This is a genomic window from Nonomuraea sp. NPDC059023 (genome assembly GCF_042740095.1).
Taxonomy (GTDB): domain Bacteria; phylum Actinomycetota; class Actinomycetes; order Streptosporangiales; family Streptosporangiaceae; genus Nonomuraea.
This window is the reverse complement of sequence record NZ_JBHYIO010000056.1, coordinates 1-26,327: the sequence shown is the minus strand read 5'-3', so window position 1 is coordinate 26,327 and position 26,327 is coordinate 1. Positions and strand designations below refer to the sequence as shown.

The window sequence follows — 26,327 nt, the reverse complement described above, 5'->3', positions numbered from 1 at the left end:
GCGGCGACGCGGGCCAGCGGATGTGGAACATGCAACAACCGCTGGTCAGGCCAGGATCGCGAGCGGATTTTCCAGCAGCGACAGGAAGACGCGCAGCCACTCGGCGGCCACCACGCCGTCCACCGGACGGTGGTCCACCGACAGCGTCACCGTCAGGACCGTGGCCGCCACGACCGCCCCGTCCCGGACCACCGGCGCCTGCCTGGCCGCGCCGACGGCCAGGATCGCGGCCTGCGGCGGGTTGACGATCGCGGTGAACTCCTCCGGTCCGTGCATGCCGAGGTTGGTGACCGTGAGCGTGCCGCCCTCCAGCTCGTCCTGGCGCAGGCGGCCGGCGCGGGCGCGCTCGCCGTACTCGCGCAGGGTGCCGGCCACGAGGGAGACGGGCGCGCGCTCGACGGCGCGCAGGACGGGTGTGAGCAGGCCGCCCGGGGTGGCGACGGCCACGGCGATGTCGACCTGGGTGTGGGCGCGGACGGCGGTGTCGGTCCAGGTGACGTTCATCGCCGGGACCCGGACGTGGGCGTGGGCGGCGGCCTTGACGATCAGGTCGTTGACCGAGACGCGGGGGCCGCCGCCCTGGTTGAGCTGGGCGCGCGTCGCCAGCAGGGCGTCGGCTCTGGCGGTGCCGCGCAGGTAGAAATGCGGGGCGGTGCGTTTGCTCTCGGTGAGCCGGGCGGCGATGGCCCGGCGCATCGGCGTGTGCGGGACCTCGATGTAGACGGGCGTCCGCGTGGCCTTCACCTTCACCGAGGCGGCCACGGCCGCTTCCACGTCCCTGCGGACGACCCGGCCATTGGGTCCCGAGCCGGGGATGTCCTCCACCCGCAACCCCGCCTCCTTGGCCAGGCGTCTGGCCAGCGGACTGGTGAAGACCCGCTCTCCGGTACGGCCCGCAGACGCCCGCCCGGAGGCGTGCGGACCGCCGGGCGAGTCACCCGCAACGGGCTTGTCGGCCGGAAGGGCGCCGACCTCCGGTGCCAGGGCCTCCGGGACCGCCAGGGCCTCCGGGACCAGTGTGTCGGGGGGCTCGCCCGGGGTGCCCAGGACCGCGATCGGCGCCCCCACCTCCACCATGGCCCCGTCCTGCACCAGCGTGCGCAGCAGGACCCCCGCCTCCTCGGCCTCCACCTCCACCACCGCCTTGTCCGTCTCGACGGTGGCGATCACCTCCCCCTTCCCGAACGGGGCGCCGGCCGCGACCGCCCACCCCCGCAGGATCGCCTGGATCGCGCCCGCCGCCACCTCGGGCATGCGCAGGACTCTGGCCATGGCTTGTCAGCTCCTCGTCATCTCGGCCAGCGCCGCGGACACCTCGGCGGCTCCGGCGATGGCGGCGCGTTCGAGCACCTTGCTGATGCTGGGCGAGGCTTCTCCTCCGGTCACCCGCCGCACGGGCTGGTCGAGCCAGTCGAAATAGCGCCGCTGGATCTCATCGGCCAGCCAGCCGCCGTAGGAGGTGCCGAGCGCCCCCTGTTCGGCGATCAGCACCGCGCCGGTCTTGCGGACGCTGGCCCCGACGGTGTCCCAGTCGAGGCTGGCCCGGTCCAGCCAGCGCAGGTCGATCACCTCCGCGTCCGCCTCGCCGGCCACCTCCAGCACCAGGGGGGTCATCGCGAGGTAGGTGAGCACGGTGACGGCGTCGCCGGTACGGCGGACGGCGGCGCTGCCGACGGGCAGGCAGTAGTCGAGGTCGCCCACGGGCCCGTCGCCGACGGCGCCGTAGAGGTCCACGTGTTCCAGCACGAGGACGGGGTCCTGGCACCGCAGAGCGCTGTTCATCAGGCCGACGTAGTCGTAGGGGGTGGAGGGGGCGGCGATGCGCCAGCCGGGGGCGGTGGCGAAGATCCCGGCCGGGTCCATGGAGTGCTGCGAGCCGTACCCGGTGCCCATCGCGACCTTGCTGCGCAGCACGAGCGGCACCGGGCCCGCACCGCCGAACATGTGCCTGGCCTTGCCGATCTGGTTGAAGAGCTGGTCGGCGGAGACCCACATGAAGTCGGCGTACATGAACTCGACCACGGGGCGGAAGCGGCCGTCGAGCGCGATGCCGCCGCCGAGGCCGGAGAAGGCGTTCTCGCTGATGGGCGTGCCGAGCACGCGGTCGGGGAAGCGTTCCTTGAGCCCTCGGGTGGCGCCGTTGGTGCCGCCGCCGAGGCGGTGCACGTCCTCGCCCAGCACCACCACGCCGGGGTCGGTCTCCATGCGCCGGGCCATGACGGCGGCCACCGCGTCGATGAACTTCTGCCCGGCCAGCGTGCCCTCGAAGGTGAACCGGGCGTCGCCGAACTCGCTCAGGTCGCCCCTGACGCCCACGTCGGCGAACGACGGCCGCGGCCACTCGGCGGGCTTGATCCGCCGCACCGCCGTCCCTTGGCGGCCGGCGGCGCCCGGGTCGGGCTCCAGCAGCGTGTCCGCGATCCCGGCCATGAGCGTGGCGGCCGCGGCGCGGGCCTTGTCCAGCTCAGTGGGGGTGAACAGGCCGCGCCGCTCCAGGTGCCGCGCGACCTGGTCGAGCGGGTCGCGGGCGCGCCACTGCCGTTCCTCCTCCTTGGTGCGGTAGCCGAACGCGCTGCCGGGGAAGGGGCCGTTCTGGTGGAAGTACCGGTAGACGTCGGCTTCGATGAGGACCGGGCCGCGGCCGGACCGCAGCAGGGCCAGGGCCTCGCGCATGGTCTGGTGAACGGCCAGCGGGTCCATCCCGTCCACCTTGAAGCTGGCGATGCCGAAGCCGGGCCCGCGCGCCGACAGCCGCGGCTCGCCGGTGGCCTCCCGCACGCCGGTCGAGACGGCGTAGCGGTTGTTCTCGACGAAGAAGCACAGCGGCAGCTTCCACGCGGCGGCCAGGTTGAACGTCTCCAGCGTCGAGCCGATGTTGATCGCGCCGTCGCCGAAGTAGGTGACGGCGACGGCGTCGGTACCCGCCTGCCGGTGCGCCCACGCCGAGCCCGCGGCCAGCGGCACCCCGCCGCCGACGATCGCGTTGGTGCCGATGGCTCCGGCTTCGGTCCACTGCAGGTGCATGGAGCCGCCCCTGCCGTGGCTGAAGCCGCGCTCCAGCCCGCAGATCTCGGCGAGGCCGCGCAGCAGGACGGCGCGCGCCCGCGGCGAGAGGTCCACGCGCGGGTCGAGGCCCTCGGGCTCCACGTGGCACAGCGCCTTGGCCAGGAACTGGTGGTGTCCCCGGTGGGAGCCGTTGACCGTGTCGCCGGGGGCCAGGGCGAGGACCGAGCCGACCGCCCCGCCCTCCTGCCCGATGCTGGCGTGGGCGGGGCCGTGGACCAGCCCGGCCTTGGCCAGTTCCAGCACCTGCTCCTCGAAGGCGCGGATGAGGACGAGCTGGCCGTACATGGTGGTCAGCAGGGACGGGTCAGCGGCGTCCCAGTCGGCCTCCGTGGCGACGACCTCGATCCAGGGGACGACGGGTTCTAGCCTGTGGTGTTCGCTCATGTTAGTCTCCGCAATCGATTGCGTCCCGCGACGGAAAGGGTCACGATGCTCCCCGGACTGGCAAGGCTCGATCACATCGGCTTCACCGTGCCCGACATCGACGAGGCCAGGGCGTTCCTGGTGGACGTGCTCGGCTGCGAGTACATGTACAAGCTCGGCCCCTACGAGCACGCCGACGACTGGATGGCCGAGCACCTGAACGTGCACCCCCGCGCGGTCATGCGCGAGCTGCACTTCTTCCGCTGCGGCGGCCAGGCCGTCTTCGAGGTCTTCCAGTACGAGGCCCCCGGCCAGAGCAAGACCCAGCCCCGCAACAGCGACGTCGGCGGCCACCACATCGCCCTGTACGTCGACGACATGGACGCCGCCGTCGCCTACCTCAAGGACCGCGGCCTGACCGTGCACAGCGGCCCGACCGCGAGCAAGGGGCCCAGCGAGGGCCAGCGCTGGATCTACTTCCTGTCCCCGTGGGGCATGCAGTTCGAGCTCGTCTCCTACCCGGACGGCAAGGCCTTCGACCGGGGCCTCACCAGCTGACCGCCACATACTGGGTCTCCAGGTAGTCCAGCAGTCCCTCGTGGCCGCCCTCCCGGCCGACGCCGCTCTGCTTCATCCCCCCGAACGGCGCGGCCGGGTCGCTGACCAGTCCCCGGTTGAGGCCGATCATCCCGGCCTCGATCCGCTCGCCGACCCGCAGCCCGCGGGCCAGGTCGCCGGTGTAGACGTAGGCGACCAGCCCGTACTCGGTGTCGTTGGCAAGCCGCAGCGCCTCCTCTTCCCCGGTGAAGGCCACGATCGGCGCGACCGGGCCGAAGATCTCCTCGCGCAGGATCGGCGCGTCCGGGCGTACCCCCGCCAGAACGGTCGGCTCGTAGAAGAAGCCGGGACGGTCCGGGCGCCCGCCGCCCGCCAGGGCCTTCGCGCCGCCCTCCAGCGCCTGCCGGACCAGGCCGTCCACTTTGTCCACGGCCTCCTGGTTGATCAGCGGGCCGACCTCGGCGCCGGGATCGGTGCCGGGGCCGAGGCGCAGCGCCGACATCCGGGCGGCCAGGCGGCGGGCGAACTCCTCGGCGACCGGCTCCTCGACGTAGAAGCGGTTGGCGGCCGTGCACGCCTCGCCGGCGTTGCGCATCTTGGCGATCATCGCGCCCTCGACCGCGGCGTCCAGGTCGGCGTCGGCGAAGACCAGGAAGGGGGCGTTGCCGCCGAGCTCCATCGAGCTGTTGATCACCTGGCCCCCCGCCTCGCGCAGCAGCAGGCGGCCGACCTCGGTGGAGCCGGTGAAGGAGAGCTTGCGGACGCGCGGGTCGCGCAGCATGGTCGCCACGACCTCGCCGGAGCGGCGGGCGGGCAGCACGTTGACCACGCCCGGCGGCACGCCGGCCTCCTCAAGCAGCCTGGCCAGGGCCAGCGCGGTGAGCGGGGTGTCGCTGGCGGGCTTGAGCACGACCGTGCACCCGGCCGCGAGCGCCGGGCCGATCTTGCGGGTGGCCATGGCGGCGGGGAAGTTCCACGGGGTGACCAGGACGCAGACGCCGACCGGGCGGCGCAGCACCAGGATGCGGTTGCCTCCCGATGGCGCGGTCAGCACCGATCCGCCGGCGCGCACGGCCTCCTCGGCGTACCAGCGGAAGAACTCGGCGGCGTAGGCCACCTCGGCGAGGGCGTCGGGCAGGGCCTTGCCGTTCTCACGGGAGATCAGCGCGGCCAGGTCGTCGGCCTGCTCGCTCATGAGCTCGAACGCCTGGCGCAGGACCTCGGAACGGTAGCGCGGCGTCGTCGCCGACCAGGACTCGGCCGCGTCGGCGGCGGCGGAGACCGCGGTGAGCGCGTCGGCCGGCGTGGCGTCGGCCACGGACGCGATCACCTCGCCCGTGGCGGGATCGGTGACATCGAACCGGCCGCCGTCGCCGGCGGGCGTTGATCGACCCCCGATGTGAAGCATGGGAACCTCCCGGTTCAGTACGGGCTGGCGATGACGAGGTCCTGCGCGGGGAAGAGCGTGAGCAGGCGGGCGCCGTCCTCGGTGACGACGACCTCCTCCTCGATGCGGGCGGCGGAGAAGCCGTCGCTCGCGGGGCAGTACGTCTCCAGCGCGAAGACCATGCCGGGACGCAGCTCGACCGGCTCGCGCATGCTGTTGAGCCGCGAGATGATCGGCCGTTCGTGCAGGCCCAGGCCCAGGCCGTGGCCGAACTGCAGGCCGAAGGCGGCCATCTCGCTCTCGAAGCCGAACTCCTCCGCCCTGGGCCAGAGCGCGGCGATCTGGTCGGTGCCCGCGCCCGGCTTGACCGCGGCGATGGCGGCGTCCATCCATTCGCGGGCCCTGGTGTAGGCCGCGCGCTGGGCGGCGGTGGCGCTGCCGACGCCGAAGGTGCGGTAGTAGCAGGTCCGGTAGCCGTTGAAGGAGTGGATGATGTCGAAGAAGGCCTGGTCGCCGGGGCGGATGAGGCGGTCGGAGAAGTTGTGCGGGTGCGGGTTGCAGCGCTCTCCGCTGACCGCGTTGACCGCCTCGACCTGGTCGGAGCCCATCTCGTAGAGGCGTTTGGCGACCAGGGCGACGATGTCGTTCTCGCGTACGCCGGGCCTGAGCGCCTGGACCACGTCGTGGTAGACGCCGTCCACCATGGCGGCGGCCTGGTTGAGCAGCGTGATCTCGTCGGCGGACTTGATCTCGCGGGCGGTCAGCATGTGCTGCTGGGCGTCGCGTACCCGCAGGCCCTGGCGCTCCATCTCGAACAGGAACGGCGGCTCCACGAGGTCCACGCCGACCGGGGCGGACGGGTCGTCCAGCAGGTCCTTGAGCTGGGTGACCGCCTCCCTCATCAGGCCGGCGCTCGGCGCGATCGCGCCGCGCAGGCCCAGCATGCCCGCGTGGCAGTCGGCCGGGTCCAGCCACGGGCTGAACAGGCGGTGGTGGCGGGCGGCCGAGCCGAAGTCCCAGAGCATCGGCGGCTTGTCCCTGGTCAGCAGCGCGTATCGGGTCATCTTGTCCCCCAGCGCGCCGCCGATCCAGGTCTGCGTGACGTAGCGGATGTTGTAGAAGTCGAACAGCAGGAACGCGCCGCACTCACTGGCCTCCAGGGCCGCGCGGGCCCGTTCCAGCCGGTAGGCGCGTAAGCGATCGAAGTCGACGCGCTGCTCGAAGTCGACCGCCATGTGTCCGGGCGCGGGCAGCGGCCGCGCGTGCTCAGGCATGGCCCAGCCCGTCGTCCACGGGCACGTTCTCCGGCTTCAGCTCCAGGCCCGAGGCGGCGGCCTGCAGGTCGAGCAGGATCGCGAAGTCCTCATCCACCCGGCCGGTGCTGACGCCGGCCTGCACGAGCTGGGCGGTCAGCGCGGCCAGCGGCATGGGCACGTCGAGCTCGCGGGCGGAGGCCAGGCCCAGGTCGAAGTCCTTGCGCAGCAGGACGGGGGTGAAGGTCGGGGTGTAGTCGAGGTTGACGAAGGCCGGTGACTTGTAGCGGGTGAACACCGAGCCCATGACGCTGTTGTTGAGGAACTCCAGGAAGGCGTGGCGGGGCACGCCGCCCTTCTCGGCCAGCACGGTGATCTCCGCCAGGCACTGGGTGACCACGCCGAGCATGAGGTTGTGCGCGATCTTCACCAGCCGGGCGCTCTCGCCCTCTCCGGCGTAGGTGACCGCCTTGCCCAGGCGGGCCAGCAGCGGCGCCACCCGGTCGTAGTCCTCGCGCGGCCCGGAGACGACCAGGCTCAGCCCGCCGGAGGCGACCACCTTCGCGTTGCCGCTCACCGGCGCCGCCAGGAAGGCCGCGCCGCGCTCGGAGCAGGCGAGCCTGGCCTGCGCGGAGGCCCGCGTGGAGACGGTCGAGCAGTCCACGACCAGTCCGGGCGCCCGCTCGCCGCCGAGCAGCTCGCCCAGCACTTCGGTGAGGTCCTCCGAGGTGGACAGCATCGTGAACACCACCTCGCGATCGCGTAGCCGGGCGATCGAGGACGCCAGCGTGGCGCCGAGCTCCGTGAGCGGCTCGGCCTTGGCGCGGGTGCGGTTCCAGACGGCCAGGTCCGTGCCGGGCCCGGCCAGGCGTGCGGCCATGGCGTATCCCATGCGGCCGGTGCCGATCCAGCCGACTCTCATCGTGCCTCCTCGTCGCTACGCAATCGATTGCGTTGCCAGCAGCATGGGAGTATATTCCCCAACATGTCAAGAGCAAAGCAATCGACTTCGCTGACATTAGGAGCCTTCAGTCCCTCGGTGCCGTTGCGGGTGTGCCGCCGCCTCGGGCTGCTGGACGCGTACGGCCTGACCGTGGCCGAGGAGCCGGTCGCCTCCTCGCCCGCGCAGTTCCGCGCACTGCTGGACGGCCGGGTGGGCGCGGTGCTGACCAGCCCTGACAACGTGCTCGCCTACCGCTTCACGGCCGGCAACCCGCTCGGCGAGACGGCCGACGTGCGCATCGTCTCGGCGGTCGACCGCGGCCTCGGCCTCGGCCTGTACGCCCATCCGGCCCTCCGCCTGCCCACGCCGTCCAGGCTGGTGACCGCCGGGGTCGACGTTCCCGGATCGGGGTTCGCCTTCGGGCTCTACACGCTGATGGAGCACGTGGGCCTGCGCGCGTACCGGGTCGAGGCCATGGGCTCCACTCCCCGCCGCCTGGAGGCGCTGCTGGCCGGGCGGTGCGAGGTCACGATGCTCAACGCGGGCAACGAGCTGATCGCCGAGGACCGGGGCATGGTACGGCTGGCCGGGCTGGCCGAGGTCTGCGGGCCGTACCTGGGAACCGTGCTCGCCGCCAGGGGCGCGGACCTCGCGGCGGCGCGGGCGCTGGCCGGAGCGCTGCGCGAGGCCTGCGACCGCATTCTGGCCGGGACGGCCGACGCGCTCGTGCTCGAAGAGGCCGGGGCGGCGCTCGGCCTGACCGATCCCCTGGCCCGCCGCTACCTTCAGCGCCTCAAGGACCCGCTCGAAGGGCTGATCCCCGGCGGCGCCGTCGACGCGGGCGCGCTGCGCACCGTGCTCGGCCTGCGGCTGCGCCATCTCCCCGACGAGGGGCTGGAGGGCGCCCTCGATCCCGCTCGTGGTCTGATCGAGGTATGACCCCCGCCCCCCGACTGCTCCTGGCCGTCCCGTTCGTCAGCACGCTGGACCGCTTCGCCATGCCGCCCATGATGGTCTCGATGGCCGCCCAGCTCGGGCTGCCGTTGTCGCAGGTCGTGCACGCGGTCGGCGCCTACGTCCTGGCGTACGGGATCATGCAGCCGGTCTGGGGGATGGTCTCCGACCGGACGGGACTGGTCAGGACCATGCGGGTGGCGCTCGCGCTCGGCGCGGTGAGCACGATCGCCTCGGCGTTCACCGGCTCGGCGCTCGCGCTGGCCCTGACGCGCGGCCTGGCCGGCGCCTGCTTCGCAGCGGCGATCCCCGGCAGCCTGGTCTACCTGGGCGACACCGTCCCGGCCCAGCGCCGCCAGCGGGAGATCACGAACCTGATGGCGGGCGTGGCCGTGGGCACCGCGGTGGCCTCGACGGCGGCGGGCGTGCTGGTCCAGTACGCCACCTGGCGGGTCGTCTTCGGCGCGACCGGCCTGGCCGCGCTGGCCCTGGCGTGGGCGCTCGGCCGCCTGCCCGCTCCCCCGCGCTCGCGCGCCCACCTCGGTCTCCTCTCCCCGCTGACCGCCGTCACGCGCTCGCGGCCCGCGCTGCTCGTGCTCGCGCTCGCGTTCGTCGAGGGCGGCGTGCTCATCGGCGTGCTGACGCTGCTGCCCGCCGCGGTCGAGGCGGCGGGCGTGAACGCCGCCGTCGCGGGCGCCGTCACCGCCGCCTATGGCATCGCGGTCCTGGCGTTCTCGCAGCTCGTCGGCTTTCTCTCGCGCCGCGTGCACGCCTGGCGGCTCATCGCGTACGGCGCCGCCGCCGCGGTGGCCGCCTGCGCGCTGGTGGCGTTGTCCCGTTCGCCCGCCGCCGCGCTCGCCGGAGCCACGCTGCTCGGCGCGGCGTGGGCCGCCATGCACTCCTCGCTGCAGACCTGGGCCACCGAGGTGCTGCCCGCGGCAAGGGCGACGGTGGTGTCGGCGTTCGCCGGGTCCCTCTTCCTCGGCAGCGCGGTGGCCGCCGTCGTGGTCGCCGGTCTGGCCGAGCAGCAACGGTATGCTCAGATCTTCGGCTGGGCAGCGGCGCTGGCCGCCCCGCTCGGCCTCTTCGGGGCCCTGGGACGCAAACGATGGATCCGACCAGAAGGAGAGCCCGGCCGATGAAAGCCAACCGGCCATCCGCTCCGACGCTGCGCGACATCGCCGAGGCCGTGGGCGTCCACACCACCACCGTCTCCCGGGCACTCAACCCCAGGACACAGAACCAGGTCGGCGCCGACACCGTGCGCCGGGTGCGCAAGGCCGCCAAGGACCTCGGCTACCAGCCCAACCCGATCGCGCTCAGCCTGCGCACCTCCCGATCGCGCACGGTCGGCCTGGTCATCCCCGACATCACCAACCCGCTGTTCCCGCCGATCGTGCGCGGCATCGAGAGCGCGCTGGAGGCCGGCGGCTACAGCGGCTGGATCGTCAACACCGACAACGACCCGCAGCGCGAGCGCAAGCTCATCGAGTCGCTGCGCTCGCGGCAGGTCGAGGGGCTGATCGTGGCCACCGCGCGGCTCGAACACCCGCTGCTGTCCGAACTGCACGCGGCCGGGGTGCCGCTCGTGCTGGTCAACCGGCGGGTCGAGGGCATCGACGTGCCGTGCGTGACGGCCGACGACGCGGCCGGGGTGAGCGCGGCCGTCGCCCATCTGGCCGGGCTCGGGCACACGCGCATCGCCCACCTCGCCGGGCCGCAGACCACCTCGACGGGGGCGGCCAGGGCCAGGGCGTTCCGGCATGCCGTACGGGATCTGGGACTGTCCGACGAGCCGGGGCTCGTCGTGGAGTGCGCGCAGTGGAGCGAGGAGGCGGGGGCGAGCGCGGCGCGCTCGCTGCTGGACGCGCGCACGGACGTCACGGCGGTGGTGGCGGGCAACGACCTGATCGCCCTGGGCTGCTACGACGTCTTCGGCGAGCGCGGGATCGACTGCCCCGGCGACATCAGCGTGGTGGGCTTCAACGACATGCCGTTCCTGGACAAGCTGCGCCCGCCGCTGACCACCGTGCACGTGCCGCACCACGACGTCGGGGTGGAGGCGGCGCGCATGCTGCTCGAGGGCATCGAGGATCCCGAGCGGCCCGCCCGGTCGCTGCTGCTGCCGGTCTCGCTGGTCGTCAGAGGTTCGACGGCACCCCGCTGAACCGGTCTTTTACCGTATGGATCGCGCAAACCTTTCGTCTCTTCGGCGTACACGACAAATCACACTTAGTAGCCTCAGGACGTGTCACGCATGTGGGCGGGGTCCCTGCGCGGACGGGTCACGCTCATCGCCACCGCAGTGGCCGCGTCCGTGCTGATCCCGGCGGGGGTCGGCGGCGTCGCGGTGGCCAGATCCGTGGTGGAGAACGGCCTGTGGCGCTCCACCCGCGAGGCGGCCTCGCAGGTGTCGGCCAAGGTCCGCGACGGCGGGCTGCGCGGGGGCACGATCCCGCTGACGGATGCCACCGTGAACCTCGTGCAGGTCGTCCAGCCGGGCGGACGGGTCGTCGCGCGCAGCGCCGCCGCCGCGAACATGCCGCCGCTCACCACGCTGTGGCCGCCGCCCGACAACCGCATCATCAGCACCACCAGGTGCCGGGACGAGGAGTGCGTCCACCTGAGCGCCATCCGGATCGACACCGCCCCCGACTCCCCCGTCGTCTACGCCGGCCGCGCCACCCCAGGCGTGCTGTCCACACGGGTGCTCGAAGCCGTGGTGTTCGCGCAGGTGGCGATCCTGGTGGGGCTGGCGTCCTGGGCCACGTGGCTGGTCACCGGCCGCGCGCTGCGCCCCGTCGCCGTGATGCGCGCCGAACTCGACGCCGTCAACGCCAGCGACCTCAGCCGCCGCGTCGCCCAGCCGCCGGGCGACGACGAGGTGGCCGAGCTCGCTCGCTCCATCAACAGCACGCTCGCCCGCCTCGAACGCTCGGCCGACCAGCAGCGCCAGTTCGCCTCCGACGCCTCCCACGAGCTGCGCACGCCCATCGCCGGCCTGCGCGCCCAGCTGGAGTCCGCCCAGCTCTACCCGGAGGACACCGACGTGAGCGAGCTCGTGTCCGGCGCCCTGCGCGACACCGACCGGCTGGAGGCCATCATCACCGACCTGCTCCTGCTGGCCCGCATCGGCTCGCGCGTGGACGTGGTCAAGGAGACGGTCGACCTGTCGGAGCTGGTGCGCGAGGAGCTCATGGCCCGGCACGACCTCATCCCCGTGCGCGACGCCCTGGCCGACGGCGTGATCGTGGAGGGGGTACGCATGCAGCTGTCGCGCCTGCTCACCAACCTCCTCGACAACGCCGAGCGCCACGCCGAGACCCACGTGACCATCTCCGTGGAGGCCGAGGAGGGTTACGCGGTCCTGGAGGTCTCCAACGACGGGGCCGAGATCCCGACCCAGGACCGCGAGCGCATCTTCGACCGCTTCACCCGCCTGGACGCCGCCCGCAGCCGCGACGCCGGCGGCACCGGCCTGGGCCTCGCGATCGCCCGTGACGTGGCCCTGGCCCACCGCGGCATCATCAGCGCCGAGGAGGCGATCGGCGGCGCCCGCTTCGTGGTACGCCTCCCGCTGGCCCCCGGCCACCGGGAAATCGGCCCCCCACAAGGGACAGATAACGCGAATCCATAGAAATCGCACGGCACTGCCGCGATCATGTGGGGATGACGGAGCAGGCTCCCCTGGGCGTGGACCCGCGGATCCCGAACGCGGCCCGCATGTACGACTACTTCCTCGGCGGCAAGGACAACTTCCAGGCCGACAGGGAACTGGCCGAGCTGGTGCTGGCCGTACTGCCCGAGGCCCGCGAGGGAGCGCTGCAGAACCGCCTGTTCATCGGCCGCGTGGTCCGCTACCTCGTGGACCAGGGGATCACGCAGTTCATCGACCTCGGCTCGGGGCTGCCCGCGCGGGAGAACGTGCACGAGGTGGCCCACCGGTACGCGCCCGAGGCCAAGGTCGTCTACGTCGACAACGATCCCGTCGTCTGCACGCACGGCCGGGCGCTGCTGGCCGATCCGGAACGGGTGCTGATGCTGGAGGCCGACGCCCGGCGGCCGGAGCGCGTCCTGGACGACCCCGGGGTCAGGAAGCTGATCGACTTCGAGCGGCCGGTGGCGCTGCTCATGATGTTCTTCCTGCACCTGATACCCGACTCCGACGACCCGCACGGGTTCGTCGCGGCGTACCGGGAGGCGATCGCGCCCGGCGGCTACCTCGCGCTGACCCACCTGAGCACCGACTGGAAGAGCGAGCGCACGCAGCGGATCGTCGAGGTGTACCAGCAGGCCAGCGCCCCATTCTGCCCCCGGCCCGGCAAGGAGATCGAGGCGTTCTTCGGCGACTTCGCGCTGATCCCGCCGGGGCTGGACACCGGCCTCGGCACCGTCTGGCCGTTCGCCGACCCCGAGGCCACGATGTTCCTGGACGAGGACCTGGCCCGCATGGGATACGCCGGCATCGGCCGCAAACCCACCCCCTCCTAGCGACCCGCAGGCGCGTCGGGCCGAGGGGAGCAACCGAAAGGGAGACCCCCAGGGCAACACCCCCGAGGTGTGACCCCCGGGGGTTGTGACCCGAGTGGGTGCCCCAGGGTCTAGCTGACGGGTTGCATCTCGGGGGTGCGGGCCTCGGACCTGCCGGGCGTGTGCTCGTCCTCGTCCAGCAACGTCGCCTCGTCGAACGGCGCCCGCCCCGCCAGCACGTCCAGGGCCCGCTCCCGGTCGAACTCCTTGGTCCACGTCCCCACCAGCACCGTCGCCACCGCGTTGCCCGCGAAGTTCGTCAGCGCCCGAGCCTCGGACATGAACCGGTCGATGCCGACGATGAGCCCGACCCCGTCCACGAGCTCGGGCCGGTGCGACTGCAGGCCGCCCGCCAGCGTGGCCAGCCCGGCCCCGGTCACGCCCGCCGCCCCCTTCGAGGCGATGATCATGAACAGCAGCAGGGAGATCTGCTCGCCCATCCCCAGCGGCGCCCCGGTGGCGGAGGCGATGAAGAGCGTGGCCATCGTCAGGTAGATGGCGGTGCCGTCGAGGTTGAAGGAGTAGCCGGTCGGCACCGTGATGCCCACGACCGGACGGCTGACGCCGAGGTGCTCCATCTTGGCGATGAGCCGCGGCAGCGCCGACTCCGACGACGACGTGGACAGGATGAGCAGGAACTCCCGCCCGAGGTAGCGCAGCAGCGACCACAGGTTGATCCGGGCGACCAGCCACAACATCGGCCCGAGCACCAGCCCGACGAACAGCAGGCAGGTCGCGTAGAAGCCGATCATGATGACGGCCAGCGACTGCAGCGCCTTCACTCCGGTCGAGCCGACCACCGCGGCGATCGCGCCGAAGGCGCCCACCGGCGCGGCCCACATGATCATGGCGAGGATCCGGAACACGAGCCGCTGGATGTGCCCGATGCCGTTGAGTATCGGCGTCGCCTTGGGGCCCATGGCCTGCAGGGCGAATCCGGCCAGCAGCGCGACGAGCAGCGTCTGCAGCACCTGTCCCTCGGTGAACGCCGACACGAGCGTGGTCGGGATGATGCCGAGCAGGAAGTCCGTCGTGCTGGCCTCGCCGCCCTTGGCCGCCTCCGTCGCCGCCGATTCCCTGGCCGCGTCGGTCAGTTGCAGCCCGGCGCCGGGGTCGAGCATGTTGCCCACGACCAGGCCGATGACGAGCGCGACGGTCGACATGGCGATGAAGTAGCCGAGCGCGAGGCCGCCGACCTTGCCGACCTTGGCCGCCTTGGTGACCGAGCCGACGCCGAGCACGATGGTGCAGAAGATGATCGGGCTGATCATCATCTTGATCAGCGCCACGAAGCCCGTGCCCAGGGGTTTGAGCTCCTTGCCGACGTCCGGCCAGACGAGTCCGATGGCGATTCCGGCCACCACCGCGACGATGACGGCCAGGTAGAGATAGCGGGTGCGATCACGCATGGGAGGTCTCCGGCTTTGGAGGAAACTTCTGGTTGTGCGAATATGCGCTGCACAGTGACCCAGGTCACCATTGCGTTCATTTCGTACACGGGAGGATCCGATGCGGCGCTGGAGCCTCGCAGGTCAGATGCTCCTGCTGCAGCTGGTGGTGGTCGCCGTCACCGTCGCGGGCGGGGCTGGGCTCGCGGTGGTGCAGGCCCACCACCTGCTCACCGAGGAGGCGGCGAACACGGCGAGCGCGGTCGCGCAGACCGTCGCCGCCTCGCCGGACGTGCTGGCCGCCCTCGGCGCGGCCGACCCGTCGGCGACGCTGCAGCCCTACGCCGAGCGGGTACGGCTGCGCGCCGGCGTCGACTTCGTGACCATCATGAAGCCGGACAGCACCCGATACACCCACCCGAACCCGGCGGAGATCGGCAGGCGTTTCCTCGGCCACACCGCCCCTGCGCTGGCCGGGCACACGTTCACCGAGACGTACACCGGCACGCTCGGCCCCTCCAAGCGCGCCGTCACCCCGGTGATGCCCGACGGACGCGTCGTCGCGCTGGTCAGCGTGGGCTTCACGGTCGACCGGATCACCGCCCGGCTCTACGACCAGCTCGTCTGGGGTCTGGTGGCCCTGCTGGCGCTGCTCGCGGGCGGGGCGGGTACCTGGCTGGTCACCGCCCGGCTGCGCCGCCAGACCCACGGGCTCGGGCCGGTGGAGCTGGGGCGCATCCATGCCCACCACGAGGCCGTGCTGCACGCCGTACGGGAAGGGCTGCTTCTCATCGGCAGGGACGGGACGCTGACGCTCTGCAACGACGCGGCCCGCACGCTGCTGGAACTGCCGCCCGACGCGGAGGGACGGCCCGCGCCCGAGCTCGGCGAGGACCGCGTGCACCTGATCGGGGATCGGGTCCTGCAGGTCAGCAGCACGCCCAGCGAGCTGGGTGCGGTGGTGACCGTGCGCGACCACACCGAGCTGCAGGCGCTGGCCGGGCAGCTCGACGCCGAACGGGGCTTCGCCGAGACGCTGCGCTCGGCGGCGCACGAGGCGGCCAACCGCCTGCACACCGTGATCACGCTGGTGGAGCTGGGGCGGGCCGAGCAGGCGGTGGCCTTCGCGACCGCGGAGCTGCGCTCGGCGCAGGAACTCACCGACCGGGTGGTGGGTTCGGTGCGCGAGCCGGTCCTGGCCGCGCTGCTGCTGGGCAAGAGCGCCCAGGCCGCCGAGCGCGGCGTGGAGCTGGTGATCAGCGAGGACAGCCGGCTGGACGACGTGGAGATGGCGGCGCGCGACCTCGTGACGATCGTCGGCAACCTGCTGGACAACGCGATCGAGGTGGCCTCGCGCGTGGAGGTGACGGTGCGCACGGAACCGGACGGGATCGTGGTCAGGGTGAGCGACGACGGCCCGGGGCTGCCGGAGCCGGAGGCGTTCGCGAAGGGATGGACGACCAAGGGCGACGGCAGGGGACTCGGCCTCGCGCTGGTCGGCCAGGCGGTACGCCGCCTGGGCGGCACCATCGAGGTGGACGGCTCGGCCTTCACGGTGAGGCTGCCATGATCTCCGTGCTCGTCGTGGAGGACGAGGAGATCACGGCCGAGGCCAACCGCATCTACGTGGAGCGTGTCCCCGGTTTCGAGGTGGCCGGGGTGGTCCGCTCCGGCGGCGAGGCGCTGCGCTTCCTGCGCGCGACCCCGGTGGACCTGATCCTGCTCGACCTCTATCTGCCCGACATGCACGGACTCGAGGTCATCCGCGCCGTGCGCGCCGCCGGCCTGCTGTGCGACGTCATCGCGATCACCTCCGCGCGCGATCTGGCGATGGTGCGTTCCGCCGTTTCTCTGGGCATCTCGCAATACCTTCTCAAACCGTTCACCTTCACCGCCCTCCACGAGAAACTCGAGAGGTACGCCAGATTTCGCCAGGACGCCGGGCAGATCATCGGCCAGGGCGACGTGGACCGGGTCCTGGGTACGTTGCGCGGGACCTCGCGCCTGCCCAAGGGCATGCAACAGGACACCCTGGACGCCGTCGCCGCGGAGCTGAGCGCGGCCGGGGAGGGGATGTCCGCGCAGGCCCTGGGCACGGCGACCGGGATGTCCCGCGTCACCGCCCGCCGATATCTGGAATATCTAGTAGAAATCGGCTCAGCGGTACGGCTCCCGCGCTACGGAGGCGTCGGACGGCCAGAACTTCTCTACCGGATGACCCCGCGCAGTTAATTCGGGGTTCAATTCGGGGGCCTAGCTTCGGGTGGCACCTACGTATCTCAAGGAGTCACCTTGCGAGTCCTGGCCGTCATTCCCGCCCGCGGAGGTTCTGTGGGCGTCCCCCTGAAGAACCTCGCCCCGGTGGGCGGCATCCCGCTGGTCACGCGGGCCGTACGTGCCTGCGTGCGCGCGGAGCTGATCGACCAGGTCGTCGTCAGCACCGACCACGAGGGGATCGCCACCGCGGCGCGCGAGGCCGGGGCCCTGGTCGTGGACCGCCCGGCGGAGCTGAGCGGCCCGTCGGCCTCCAGCGAGTCCGCGGTGCTGCACGCGCTCGACACCGCGCGGGAAGAGCCCGAGGTCGTGCTCCTGGTGCAGTGCACCAGCGCCTTCATCGACCCGGCCGACCTCGACGCGGCGATCTCCAAAGTCCTGGACGGCGGCGCGGACGCGGTCTTCTCCGCCACCGCGACCCACGAGTTCCTGTGGAACGCCGCGGGCGTCGGCATCAACCACGACCGCTCGGTCCGCCTGCCCCGCCAGCAGCTCGACCCGCAGTACCGCGAGACCGGCGCCTTCTACGTCATGCGCGCGACCGGCCTGCGCGAGCACGGCCACCGCTTCTTCGGCGAGGTCGCCGTCCAGCCGGTCTCCCCGAGCCACTCGGTCGAGGTGGACTCCGCCGCCGACCTGGAGATCGTGCGCGCGCTCGCCCCGTTCGTCGACACCCCGGAGCCGATCGACGTCGACGCCGTCATCACCGACTTCGACGGCGTGCACACCGACGACCGCGCCTATGTCGACTCCGACGGCCGCGAGATGGTCCTCGTCAACCGCTCCGACGGCATGGGCATCGCCCTGCTGCGCCGGGCCGGGGTCAAGCTGCTCGTGATGTCCACCGAGCACAACCCGGTCGTGGCCGCGCGGGCCCGCAAGCTCGGCGTACCGGTGCTGCAGGGCCTGGCCGACAAGGCGACGGTACTGCGCGACTGGCTGGCCATCGAGGGCCTCGACCCGGCGCGCGTCGCCTACGTGGGCAACGACGTCAACGACCTCGGCCCGATGGGGCTGGTGGGCTGGCCGGTGGCGGTGCCCGACGCGCACCCCCGGGTACGGGCCGCCGCTCGGGTCGTGCTGACCAGGGCGGGCGGGGCGGGAGCCGTACGCGAGCTGTGTGACCGGGTGACGGCGGCGCGGCCGGAGCCCGTGGGCGAGCCCGCGCAGGTGCGTGCGGCGCTGCGGCTGAAGTCGGCGCCGGTGGCGGTCGGCGACCTCCTGGTCGGCGACGACCAGCCCGTTTACGTGATCGGCGAGATCGGCATCAACCACAACGGCGACCTGGAGCTGGCGCGCCGGCTCATCGACGTGGCGGCCGACGCGGGCTGCCAGGCGGTGAAGTTCCAGAAGCGCACGCCGTCGATCTGCGTGCCGGTGGAGCAGCGCTCGCAGATCCGGCAGACGCCGTGGGGCGAGATGACCTACCTGGAGTACAAGGAGCGGACCGAGTTCGGCCGCGACGAGTACACCCAGATCTCCAAGTACTGCGACGAGCGGGGCATCCAGTGGTTCGCCTCGCCGTGGGACGTGCCCTCCGTGGAGTTCCTGGAGGAGATGGACGTCCCGGTGCACAAGATCGCATCGGCCAGCGTCGCCGACCGGGAACTGCTGCGCGCGCTCGCCGCGACCGGCAAGCCGCTGATCCTGTCGACCGGCATGTCCACGCTGCCGGAGATCGACGAGGCCGTCGAGATCCTCGGCACCGACAAGCTGATCATCATGCACGCCACCAGCACCTACCCGCTGCCTCCCGAGGAGGCCAACCTCCGCACGATCACCACGCTCAAGCAGCGGTACGGCGTGCCGGTCGGCTACTCCGGCCACGAGCGCGGCCTGCAGATCTCGCTGGCCGCGGTCACGCTCGGCGCGGTGGCGGTGGAGCGGCACATCACCCTCGACCGGACCATGTGGGGCTCCGACCACGCCGCCTCACTCGAACCCTCGGGGCTGGAGCACCTGGTGCGCGACATCCGCATCATCGAGCAGGCACTGGGCGACGGCGTCAAGCGCGTCTTCCCCGGTGAGGAGGCCCCCAAGGCCCGCCTGCGCCGCATCACCGTCTGATGGCGGCGCTGCTCACGGTGATCGTCCCGGTGCGGGACGGCGAGGCCTACATCGGTGACTGCGTGGCCTCGCTGGCCCGCAACGCGCGGCCGGACTTCGAGTTCATCGTCGTGGACGACGGCTCCGTGGACGCCACCGGGCAGATCGTCGAGGACGCGGCGGTGCCGGGGCTGTCGGTGCTGCGGCACCTGACGCCGGTGGGCCTGGCCGACGCCCGCAACGCCGGGCTGGCCGCGGCCACCGGCCGCTACGTGAGCTTCCTCGACGGCGACGACTGGCTGGCCCCGGGCTACCTGGCCGAGATGGTCGCCGCCATCGAGGGGCTCGGCTGCGACTTCGTACGCGCCGACCACGTGCAGGTCACGGGCCGCAACCGGGTCGTGCACCGCGCCCCCTGGGCACGGCGGGGCGTGGTCGTCGACCCGAAGGAGGCGATCCTGCCCGCCGAGGTGAAGACCATGGTCGACTACCCGTACGCGTGGGCGGGGGTCTACCGGCGCTCGCTGCGCGACCTGCTGCAGTTCCCCGGATCGCTGCACACCGCCGAGGACCGGCCGTGGATCTGGCGGCTGCACCGCGAGGCGGCCACGTTCGCGGTGGTGTCGGCGGCCGGCGTCTTCTACCGTCGGCAGGTCTCCGGCTCGCTCACCCAGGTGGGCGACGAGCGGCAACTGCACTTCTTCGACGCCTTCGACCTGGTCTTCAAGGATCTCGAAGCACGGTATCTGAGCAAGGCGGTGCGCAACTTCTGCGCCCTGCTCGCTCACCACCTGGAGCTGGCCGACCGCTTCACCCCGGAGCTGCGCGCCCGCTTCACCGAGCGCGGGGCCGCCATGGTGCGCGGCCTGCCCGCCGACCTCGTGGCCGACTCGGTCGCGCGGATGTCCGTCGAGCGCGAGGAAGTGCTGCGCGCGCTCGTCCCCGACCTGCCCGACAAGGCCGTGCGCCTGCGCCGGGACCGGGAGGAGCTGGCATGACGCAGGTGTTCTACGCCTCCACGCTCTACGGCGCGATGTCGCTGGCCGCGGCGATCGACGAGGGCGCCTTCGGCCCGCACGAGGGCCGCAGGACGCTGCTGGTGTCGAACAACGCCGCGGTGCCCGAGGTCTCGCTGCCGCTGGACCGCACGCCCGGCTTCGCGGTGCTGCGCTCGCGCTTCGACGAGGTGGTGTCGTGGAACGAGCTGATCGCGCCGCTGCACCCGTCGGCGTGGAAGGCCCGCGTCATCGAGGTCCCGATGCTGGAACGGCTGCTGCGCACGCACCTCGAACTGGACCGGGTCGACGAGCTGGTGCTGGAGTCGATCGCGGTGCCGCCCGCGCGCACGATCGCCGGTCTGGTGCGCGACTGCCCCATCACCGTCTACGCCGACGGCCTGATGAGCTACGGCCCCACCCGCGACCCGCTGCCCGCCGAGATCTTCCGCCGCATCACCCGCCTGCTCCACCTCGACCTGCTGCCGGGCCTGTCGCCCATGCTGCTCAGCGAGTACGGCGTGGCCGCCTCGACCATCTCCGACGACGCGTTCCTGCGGGTCGTCACCGAGGTGGCCGCGACCGCCCCCGACATGCTGGCCGGTCAGGCGATGATCCTGGGCCAGTACCTGTCGGCGCTGGAGATCCTCACCCCGCAGGAGGAGGCGTCGCTGCACGAGTCGATGCTGCGCGCCCTGGCCGACCTCGGCTACTCCAGCGTCGTGTTCAAGCCGCACCCGGCGGCGGGACGCCGGCACGCCCGGCTGCTGCGCGCCGCTGCCGAGCCGCTCGGGGTGAAGCTCTCGGTGGCCGACGAGAGCGTGCCGGCCGAGGTGTGCTTCTCGGCGCTGCGGCCGGAGCTGGTCGTGGGCTGCTTCTCGACCGGGCTGGTCAGCGCCCGCCACTTCTACGGGCTGCCGGCCGCCGCGTTCGGGACCGAGCTGGTGCTGGAACGGCTGTCGCCGTACGAGAACAGCAACCGCATCCCCGCCACGATCGTGGACGCGCTGCTGTGCGACGGGCGGCCGCCGGTGGAAGAGGTGGTCCAAGCGGTCGGGTACTGCATGCAGCCCGAGTCGCACCCCGAGCTGCGTCCACGGGCAGCGGCGTTCATCGAGGCCCACGGCAGCGGCCGCTACTTCAAGAAGCAGCGCCTTTCCGCCGTCGGCCTGCTGCCCGGCTCCGAGCAGCCGAGCCCGCTGTCGCGGCTCAAGAAGAAGCTGAGCCGCGCCCTGTCCTGAGATCTCCTGACATCCGCCCTGGCTCCGTGACAGGGTGGAGTCATGATCGGCAGGTTGAAGCACAAGCTCGCCGTCACCACGATGCGCGCCGCCCGCGCCGCCAACCGCAGCCGGCTGGCCCGGGTACTGCTGCGCGGACGCAGCGTGCGCAGGCTGCCGCTGGTCAACGTCGTCTACCACCGCGTCTTCCGCATGGGCGTGGCACCGGGCGCCGTCGTGGCCTACCGCGGCGTACGCCTGACCGGGCCCGCGTGGGACAACACGATCATGCCGTCGATCTCGGGCGGCTACTACGAGGAGTTCGAGGTCTCGCTCTTCGAGGACCTGGCCGCCCTCGGCGGGCTGGTGGCCGACGTCGGCGCCAACATCGGTGTCTACGCCTGCGCGGGCGGCGCCCGGATGCCGTCCGGGCGGCTGATCGCCTTCGAACCGGTGCCGGAGAACCTCGGCCACCTGCGCGCCAACGTCGAACGCAACGGGCTGGGCGAGCGGGTCGAGGTGGCCGGGACGGCCGTCGGCGCGGAAGCCGGGTCCCTTGAGCTGCACCTGTCGGCGGAGCAGTCCGGCAAGCACTCGGCCGACGTCCGCAACGCCGGTCCCGGCGGGCAGTCGGTGACGGTCGCGATGACCACGCTCGACGCCTACCTCGGCGGCCGGACCTGTGACCTGATCAAGATCGACGTCGAGGGTTACGAGGGCTTCGTGCTCAAGGGCGCCGCGGCCACGCTCGCGGGGCGCCCGGCGCTGCTGTTCGAGCTGCATCCGGAGCTGCAGGCCAACTGCGGCTGCGACACCGGCGAACTGCTCGACCTCGTCTACGCGCACTATCCCCAGGTCTATCTGATCGACGAGCTGCACAACACGCTGGTGCCGTGCGAGCGCGCCTACTTCGACCGGCCCGACGCGGTGGGTCTCTACCGCTCGAACGTGATCGCCGCGGGCCGCCCGGAGCACCTGGACGTACTCCGGCCCCACATCACCCCAAGCTAACGCTTGGCACGCCCGCCACACCCCACACGGACGCCACACCCCACACGAGCGCCACACCCCGCGCACCCCGGCCACACCCGCACCCCGGCCACACCCGCACGCGCGCCACACCCCGCACGCGCGACACGCCCGCCACACCCCCACGCCCCGCACTCCCGGCACGGGCGCGCTTGGGGACACGCGCTTTGAGGCACTCCCTTGGCGCGCATTCAGGGCGCGCCCCCACAGGTTTTGGGAGCGCGCCCCTAGCGTTTGAGGGCATGCGGGAGGCGCGTTTCGAGGGCGTGTGCCCGGTAAGTCAGCCGGTGCGCAGGGCGCGGGAGAGTCTGCGCTTGGTGCGGTAGCCGATGCGCAGCACCTCGGGCGGCACCTCCACCCGCAGCCGCGCCCGGCGCCGGGCGGCCAGATGCTCGGCGCCGTCCAGCAGCGAACGGGCCGGCTCGCGAGGACCCGCAAGCAGCTCGTCCAGCAGCCCCACCCACGTCCCCGCCGCGGCCGGGTGGAAGTAGTTCGCCGCCCGCCACGCCCCCCGCGCCTCGCGGAAGGCCCCGTCGGCCAGGTCGTCGAGCGTGCCCAGCAGCCCGCTGCCGGTGAAGACCAAGTTGATCATCTCGGCGCTGACGCCGAAGTCCTCCAGCACCAGCGACGGCACGTCCCGGGCGATCGCCTCCAGCGCCGCGGTCGAGCTCACCGTCACGAACCCCGCCGCCACCGCCAGGTGCTCGTCCATCGAACCGGCGGCGAAGCGCAGCCGTCCCGGCTCGCCGAGTTCCTGCCAGAGCCGCTGGTAGGGGTGACGCTCGTTGTGGGTCTGCCGCTCGCCGTCCAGGGCGCGCAGCTTGACCACGACGTCCAGGTCGGGACGGCGCTCGGCCAGCTTGGCCAGGGCCAGCAGCACCTGCTCGCGCTCCTCGCGGCCGCGCGGCACCTTGGCCTGCGTGGCGAAGACCACCCGGTCGCGCTCGCGTCCGTCGGGCTCGAAGCGGGTCCCGTCCTCCGGAACGCGCAGGAACGGCAGGCGGGCGAGCCCCACCCGCCCCCCGCCACCGAGCCGGCCGGCCACCTCGCCGAACTCGGCCGCCTCCCGCTCGCTGTGCACGACGAACAGGTCACATCCGCTGCGGAACAGCCAGGCCTTGTCGGTGGCGGGCACTGAGATGCCGGGCAGTCCGGTGACGAAGACGGGCCGGGGCCGCAACTCGTCGAGCACCTCGGCGACCAGCACGTCCACCACCGGGCCGGTGCACGCCACGACGATCGCGTCGGGTCTGGTCCGCTGCGCCGTACGCCGCAATGACCGCGCCGACAGCACCGGCGGCAGGGGACCGTCGCCGACGGCGGCGGCGATCTGCAGCGGCGAGGGCACGATCGGCGTGCGGACCACCGCGAGATCGCGCTCCCAGTCCCCGGGCAGGTCGGCGAGCAGGCAGGACGCCCACTTCAGATACGAGTCAGAGTCGGCAACGGCCAGGATCCTCACCCGGCAACCCCCGTCAGATGTGAGCGAAGCGCCGGGGCGGCCCGGCTGGTCCACCAGTCGTCCGGCACCTCGACCGGTTCGACCGCGACCCCGCGGGTGCCGAGCAGCACGCGCAGCGAGGTGATGGCGGTCGAGGGCAGGCTCAGGACGCGCTGGCTCGCGTCCAGGCCACGAAGCGTGAGTTCGGCGGGCACACCGGCGTCGTGCACGGTGATGCCGGGCCGTTCCCTGATCACGGCCACGTCGACGGGGTCCTCGCGGCGGTGGGGAAAGTAGGCGAGCGGCTCGCTGGCGGCCAGCTCCGTCAGCCAGCGCAGGTAACGCTCGCGGTGCACGAGCCCGTTGCGCACCAGCGAGGTGCCGAGCACGACCGTGCGCTCGGCCGGGCCGGGCGAGCGCAGGGGCTGCGCGCGCAGCCAGCCGAAGTCGTGGCAGATGAGGTCGATGCCGCGCTCGCGCACGGCGCCGGCGAGGTCGTCCTTGACCGGCAGCGCGGTGAACACCGCCGTGCTGGAGGCGGCCAGCCGCAGCGCCGCCGCCGTCCCGAGGACCCTGCGCGGCAGTCCCGCCTTGTGCCTGGCCCTCAGCAGCGCCCGATACGGCCCCGCGGCCAGCAGTTCGAGCAGCCGGAGCGTGGCCAGCCCGTCGTCCACGATGACGATGCGGCCCGGCCGCGAGGTCAGCCAGCGCAGCTGCACCCGCCCGGAGAAGGCGTCACCGACCACCTGGACCGGCCGCGGCATCTCCTCGCTCGGCCTGGCCAGCTCGAGCCCGTCGGGCAGGTCGAGCCCGGCCAGCTCGCGGCGCGTGGCCACAAGTGCGCGCTGACGCGCCCTCGGCACGATGACCGTGCGCTCACCGAGCAGCCCGGCGTGGTGGGCCTCGACGGCGCAGAGCATCTGGAGCGGCGATTCCACCCAAGCCCATTGCTTCTTCACGACGGGTTCAAGCTAGCCCGGTCGCCTTAAGCCGCAGGGAACGCCATATGAACAATGGGTCGCATGAACTCGCTGCTGCTCAACACCGACGGTGTGCAGATCCCGCAGCTCGGCTTCGGCGTCTGGCAGGTGCCCGATGACGAGGCCGAACGCGCGGTCGCCACCGCGTTTCAGGCGGGATACCGCCATATCGACACCGCCAGGCTCTACTACAACGAGGAAGGGGTCGGCCGCGCCTTCCGGGAGTCGGGGCTGCCACGGGAGAAGGTGTTCATCACGACCAAGCTCTGGAACGCCGACCACAGCCGCGCCGAGGAGGCCTTCGAGGAGAGCCTGGCCCGTCTGGGCCTCGACTACATCGACCTTTACCTCATCCACTGGCCGGTTCCGGATCAGGACAAGTACGTCCAGGCATGGAAGTCCCTGGAAAAGATCTACCGAAACGGCCGGGCGCGCGCGATCGGCGTATCGAACTTCGGCGTGGAGCACCTCACCAGGCTCATCGACGAGGCCGAGATCACTCCCTCGATCAACCAGATCGAACTGCACCCGAACTTCCCCCAGATCGCCCTGCGCGCCTTCCACGAGGCCAACGGAATCCTCACCGAGGCGTGGAGCCCGCTGGGCCAGGGCAAGGGCCTGCTGAACGACCCCGCCCTCGCCACATTGGCCGGAAAACACGGCAAATCGCCCGCCCAGATCGTGCTCCGCTGGCACATCCAGCTCGGCAACGTGGTGATCCCCAAGTCGGTCACGCCGGCGCGGATCAAAGAGAACATCCAGGTCTTCGGCTTCACGCTCGACCCTGAGGACATGGCTGCCATAGGAGCCCTCAACAACGGCACCCGTCTGGGACCTGATCCGGCAAATTTTAACTGGATGGGATGACCGGCTGGTGCGGCCTTTTGGCCGCACCAAGCCTTGGATGGTCATTTATGAGTTTGTAATCCCCTTGCCCCATGTATTACCTTCAGGTCATCCAAGGCATACGTCCGGGCTACCCGTTCGTTGCCAGACCATCGCACACACATCACAGGCTTTGCCTGTGACCGCTGAATCCGCACCCTCGCGGAACCGGGGACCCAGGTCCTTTGGGGTGAATCGGCGCCTCGCGCCGTAGGGCAGCTTCCAAGCCCGAACCCGTCAGCTAACCCGGTAAGCGGCATGGAAGCAAGGAGTCACCCCACCCGATGGCGAAGCATCGTCTTACCCGTGCCCCCAAGATCGACCTCACCCGCGCCGCTCTCGGCGTGACCATCGCCGCCACCGCGGCGTTCGCGACCCACCCCGCCCAGGCCGAGACGCACGCCGCGTCCGCCGCCGCGAAGGGCGTCCCGGAGACCGTCGTCCAGGCCGAGCCCGGCAAGAAGGCCGGCAGCGACCGGCCCAAGCCCACCGCGGCCCAGGTCCTCTCGCTGGCCAAGAAGCAGATCGGCACCCGCGAGGACTCCAGGGGCGGCGGCACCAAGTTCCAGAAGTGGTACATGTCCTCCCCCCGCGCCGCCGAGACCGTCAAGCGCGACGGCGGCAACCGCCAGGCCTACCTGAACGCCGCATGGTGCGCCATGTTCGTCAGCTGGGTCGGCGAGGAGACCGGCGCCCGCACCACCGTCGGCTGGGACGCCTACACCGTCACCCACGCCAAGTGGTTCAAGAACAACAACCGCTGGGGCGCCAGCGCGAAGCCCGGAGCCGTCGTCTTCTTCGCGTGGAGCGGCAGCAAGAGCCTCGACGCCATCAACCACGTCGGGTTCGTCATCAAGGACAACGGCAACGGCACCATCACCACCGTCGAGGGCAACACCGGCAACGGCAAGGTCGAGGAGCGCATCCGCCCCGCCTCCCAGGTCGTCGGCTACGGCTACCCCGACTACTCCGCCTGACTTTCCCCCTCTCCCCCTCTCCCCCTCTCCCCCTCTCC

General features: G+C 71.9%; 22 protein-coding genes and 1 riboswitch. Of the genes, 14 read left to right on the top strand and 8 right to left on the bottom strand.

The annotated features are described in order from the left end of the window. Window positions 1-45: 45 nt before the first annotated feature. The gene (locus ACFWYW_RS52875) at window positions 46-1,272 is read right to left on the bottom strand and encodes a dihydrolipoamide acetyltransferase family protein (protein WP_379625375.1); all 1,227 of its coding nucleotides are present in this window, start codon (window positions 1,270-1,272) and stop codon (window positions 46-48) included. A gap of 6 nt (window positions 1,273-1,278) precedes the next feature. Beyond that, entirely contained in the window at window positions 1,279-3,450 is a 2,172-nt protein-coding gene (locus ACFWYW_RS52870) for a thiamine pyrophosphate-dependent enzyme (RefSeq protein ID WP_379625373.1), read from the bottom strand. A gap of 45 nt (window positions 3,451-3,495) precedes the next feature. Here ACFWYW_RS52870 and ACFWYW_RS52865 point away from each other — a divergent pair, with 45 nt between their 5' ends. Beyond that, complete coding sequence (locus ACFWYW_RS52865; protein WP_379625371.1) at window positions 3,496-3,987, top strand: VOC family protein; 492 nt, start codon at window positions 3,496-3,498, stop codon at window positions 3,985-3,987. On the opposite strand, the gene ACFWYW_RS52860 is transcribed toward ACFWYW_RS52865, so the two are convergent. From ACFWYW_RS52860 to ACFWYW_RS52850, 3 genes are read right to left on the bottom strand one after another with little or no spacing between them, the layout of a single operon-like run. Further along, window positions 3,977-5,395, bottom strand: coding sequence for an NAD-dependent succinate-semialdehyde dehydrogenase (locus ACFWYW_RS52860; protein WP_379625369.1), 1,419 nt, complete (start codon window positions 5,393-5,395; stop codon window positions 3,977-3,979). The two genes, ACFWYW_RS52865 and ACFWYW_RS52860, sit on opposite strands and share 11 nt — an antisense overlap. Window positions 5,396-5,409: 14 nt before the next feature. Continuing rightward, on the bottom strand, window positions 5,410-6,648 hold the full coding sequence (locus ACFWYW_RS52855) for a M24 family metallopeptidase (RefSeq protein ID WP_379625367.1): 1,239 nt from the start codon (window positions 6,646-6,648) through the stop codon (window positions 5,410-5,412). Beyond that, complete coding sequence (locus ACFWYW_RS52850; RefSeq protein ID WP_379625365.1) at window positions 6,641-7,549, bottom strand: NAD(P)-dependent oxidoreductase; 909 nt, start codon at window positions 7,547-7,549, stop codon at window positions 6,641-6,643. Before ACFWYW_RS52850 ends, ACFWYW_RS52855 begins: the two co-directional genes overlap by 8 nt. Window positions 7,550-7,666: 117 nt before the next feature. Here ACFWYW_RS52850 and ACFWYW_RS52845 point away from each other — a divergent pair, with 117 nt between their 5' ends. The 5 genes from ACFWYW_RS52845 to ACFWYW_RS52825 all read left to right on the top strand — a co-directional run bounded on the left by ACFWYW_RS52845 (window position 7,667) and on the right by ACFWYW_RS52825 (window position 13,015). Further along, the gene (locus tag ACFWYW_RS52845; RefSeq protein WP_379625363.1) at window positions 7,667-8,509 is read left to right on the top strand and encodes a hypothetical protein; all 843 of its coding nucleotides are present in this window, start codon (window positions 7,667-7,669) and stop codon (window positions 8,507-8,509) included. Continuing rightward, window positions 8,506-9,666: an MFS transporter gene (locus ACFWYW_RS52840; protein ID WP_379625360.1), complete on the top strand. Its 1,161-nt coding sequence runs from the start codon at window positions 8,506-8,508 to the stop codon at window positions 9,664-9,666. Before ACFWYW_RS52845 ends, ACFWYW_RS52840 begins: the two co-directional genes overlap by 4 nt. Further along, window positions 9,663-10,691 (top strand): LacI family DNA-binding transcriptional regulator, encoded by a 1,029-nt coding sequence (locus tag ACFWYW_RS52835; protein ID WP_379625358.1) that lies wholly within the window; start codon window positions 9,663-9,665, stop codon window positions 10,689-10,691. Before ACFWYW_RS52840 ends, ACFWYW_RS52835 begins: the two co-directional genes overlap by 4 nt. Window positions 10,692-10,781: 90 nt before the next feature. Continuing rightward, entirely contained in the window at window positions 10,782-12,161 is a 1,380-nt protein-coding gene (locus ACFWYW_RS52830; protein WP_379625415.1) for a sensor histidine kinase, read from the top strand. Between the two features lie 32 nt (window positions 12,162-12,193). After that, window positions 12,194-13,015, top strand: a complete 822-nt coding sequence (locus ACFWYW_RS52825; protein WP_379625356.1) for an SAM-dependent methyltransferase — start codon at window positions 12,194-12,196, stop codon at window positions 13,013-13,015. A 110-nt stretch (window positions 13,016-13,125) separates the two neighbouring features. Here ACFWYW_RS52825 and ACFWYW_RS52820 read toward each other — a convergent pair whose 3' ends face one another. Next, window positions 13,126-14,463 carry a cation:dicarboxylate symporter family transporter gene (locus tag ACFWYW_RS52820; protein ID WP_379625354.1) on the bottom strand — a complete coding sequence of 446 codons (1,338 nt, stop codon included), beginning with the start codon at window positions 14,461-14,463 and terminating at the stop codon, window positions 13,126-13,128. Window positions 14,464-14,563: 100 nt separating this feature from the next. On the opposite strand from ACFWYW_RS52820, the gene ACFWYW_RS52815 reads away from it, so the two are divergent. Genes ACFWYW_RS52815 through ACFWYW_RS52790 form a run of 6 tightly spaced genes read left to right on the top strand, consistent with a single transcriptional unit; the run spans window position 14,564 to window position 21,988 of the window. After that, on the top strand, window positions 14,564-16,012 hold the full coding sequence (locus tag ACFWYW_RS52815; protein WP_379625352.1) for an ATP-binding protein: 1,449 nt from the start codon (window positions 14,564-14,566) through the stop codon (window positions 16,010-16,012). Beyond that, on the top strand, window positions 16,009-16,674 hold the full coding sequence (locus ACFWYW_RS52810) for a response regulator (RefSeq protein ID WP_379625350.1): 666 nt from the start codon (window positions 16,009-16,011) through the stop codon (window positions 16,672-16,674). The genes ACFWYW_RS52815 and ACFWYW_RS52810 overlap by 4 nt, the downstream gene beginning before the upstream one ends. Window positions 16,675-16,734: 60 nt before the next feature. Continuing rightward, entirely contained in the window at window positions 16,735-18,783 is a 2,049-nt protein-coding gene (locus ACFWYW_RS52805) for an N-acetylneuraminate synthase family protein (RefSeq protein ID WP_379625348.1), read from the top strand. Beyond that, a complete protein-coding gene (locus ACFWYW_RS52800) occupies window positions 18,783-19,760 on the top strand; it encodes a glycosyltransferase family 2 protein (protein WP_379625346.1) in 978 nt (325 codons plus the stop codon). Before ACFWYW_RS52805 ends, ACFWYW_RS52800 begins: the two co-directional genes overlap by 1 nt. After that, complete coding sequence (locus ACFWYW_RS52795; RefSeq protein ID WP_379625344.1) at window positions 19,757-20,998, top strand: polysialyltransferase family glycosyltransferase; 1,242 nt, start codon at window positions 19,757-19,759, stop codon at window positions 20,996-20,998. Before ACFWYW_RS52800 ends, ACFWYW_RS52795 begins: the two co-directional genes overlap by 4 nt. A gap of 42 nt (window positions 20,999-21,040) precedes the next feature. Beyond that, a complete protein-coding gene (locus tag ACFWYW_RS52790; RefSeq protein WP_379625342.1) occupies window positions 21,041-21,988 on the top strand; it encodes an FkbM family methyltransferase in 948 nt (315 codons plus the stop codon). A 298-nt stretch (window positions 21,989-22,286) separates the two neighbouring features. On the opposite strand, the gene ACFWYW_RS52785 is transcribed toward ACFWYW_RS52790, so the two are convergent. Both ACFWYW_RS52785 and ACFWYW_RS52780 read right to left on the bottom strand, forming a co-directional pair. Continuing rightward, the gene (locus ACFWYW_RS52785) at window positions 22,287-23,468 is read right to left on the bottom strand and encodes a DUF6716 putative glycosyltransferase (RefSeq protein ID WP_379625340.1); all 1,182 of its coding nucleotides are present in this window, start codon (window positions 23,466-23,468) and stop codon (window positions 22,287-22,289) included. Further along, window positions 23,465-24,385, bottom strand: coding sequence for a hypothetical protein (locus tag ACFWYW_RS52780; RefSeq protein ID WP_379625338.1), 921 nt, complete (start codon window positions 24,383-24,385; stop codon window positions 23,465-23,467). The genes ACFWYW_RS52785 and ACFWYW_RS52780 overlap by 4 nt, the downstream gene beginning before the upstream one ends. A gap of 84 nt (window positions 24,386-24,469) precedes the next feature. On the opposite strand from ACFWYW_RS52780, the gene ACFWYW_RS52775 reads away from it, so the two are divergent. Together ACFWYW_RS52775 and ACFWYW_RS52770 are read left to right on the top strand one after the other, a co-directional pair. Then, window positions 24,470-25,294, top strand: a complete 825-nt coding sequence (locus ACFWYW_RS52775) for an aldo/keto reductase (RefSeq protein ID WP_379625336.1) — start codon at window positions 24,470-24,472, stop codon at window positions 25,292-25,294. Window positions 25,295-25,446: 152 nt separating this feature from the next. Beyond that, window positions 25,447-25,583, top strand: a riboswitch (cyclic di-AMP (ydaO/yuaA leader). Window positions 25,584-25,596: 13 nt separating this feature from the next. Next, on the top strand, window positions 25,597-26,289 hold the full coding sequence (locus ACFWYW_RS52770; RefSeq protein ID WP_379625334.1) for a CHAP domain-containing protein: 693 nt from the start codon (window positions 25,597-25,599) through the stop codon (window positions 26,287-26,289). Window positions 26,290-26,327: the final 38 nt, after the last annotated feature.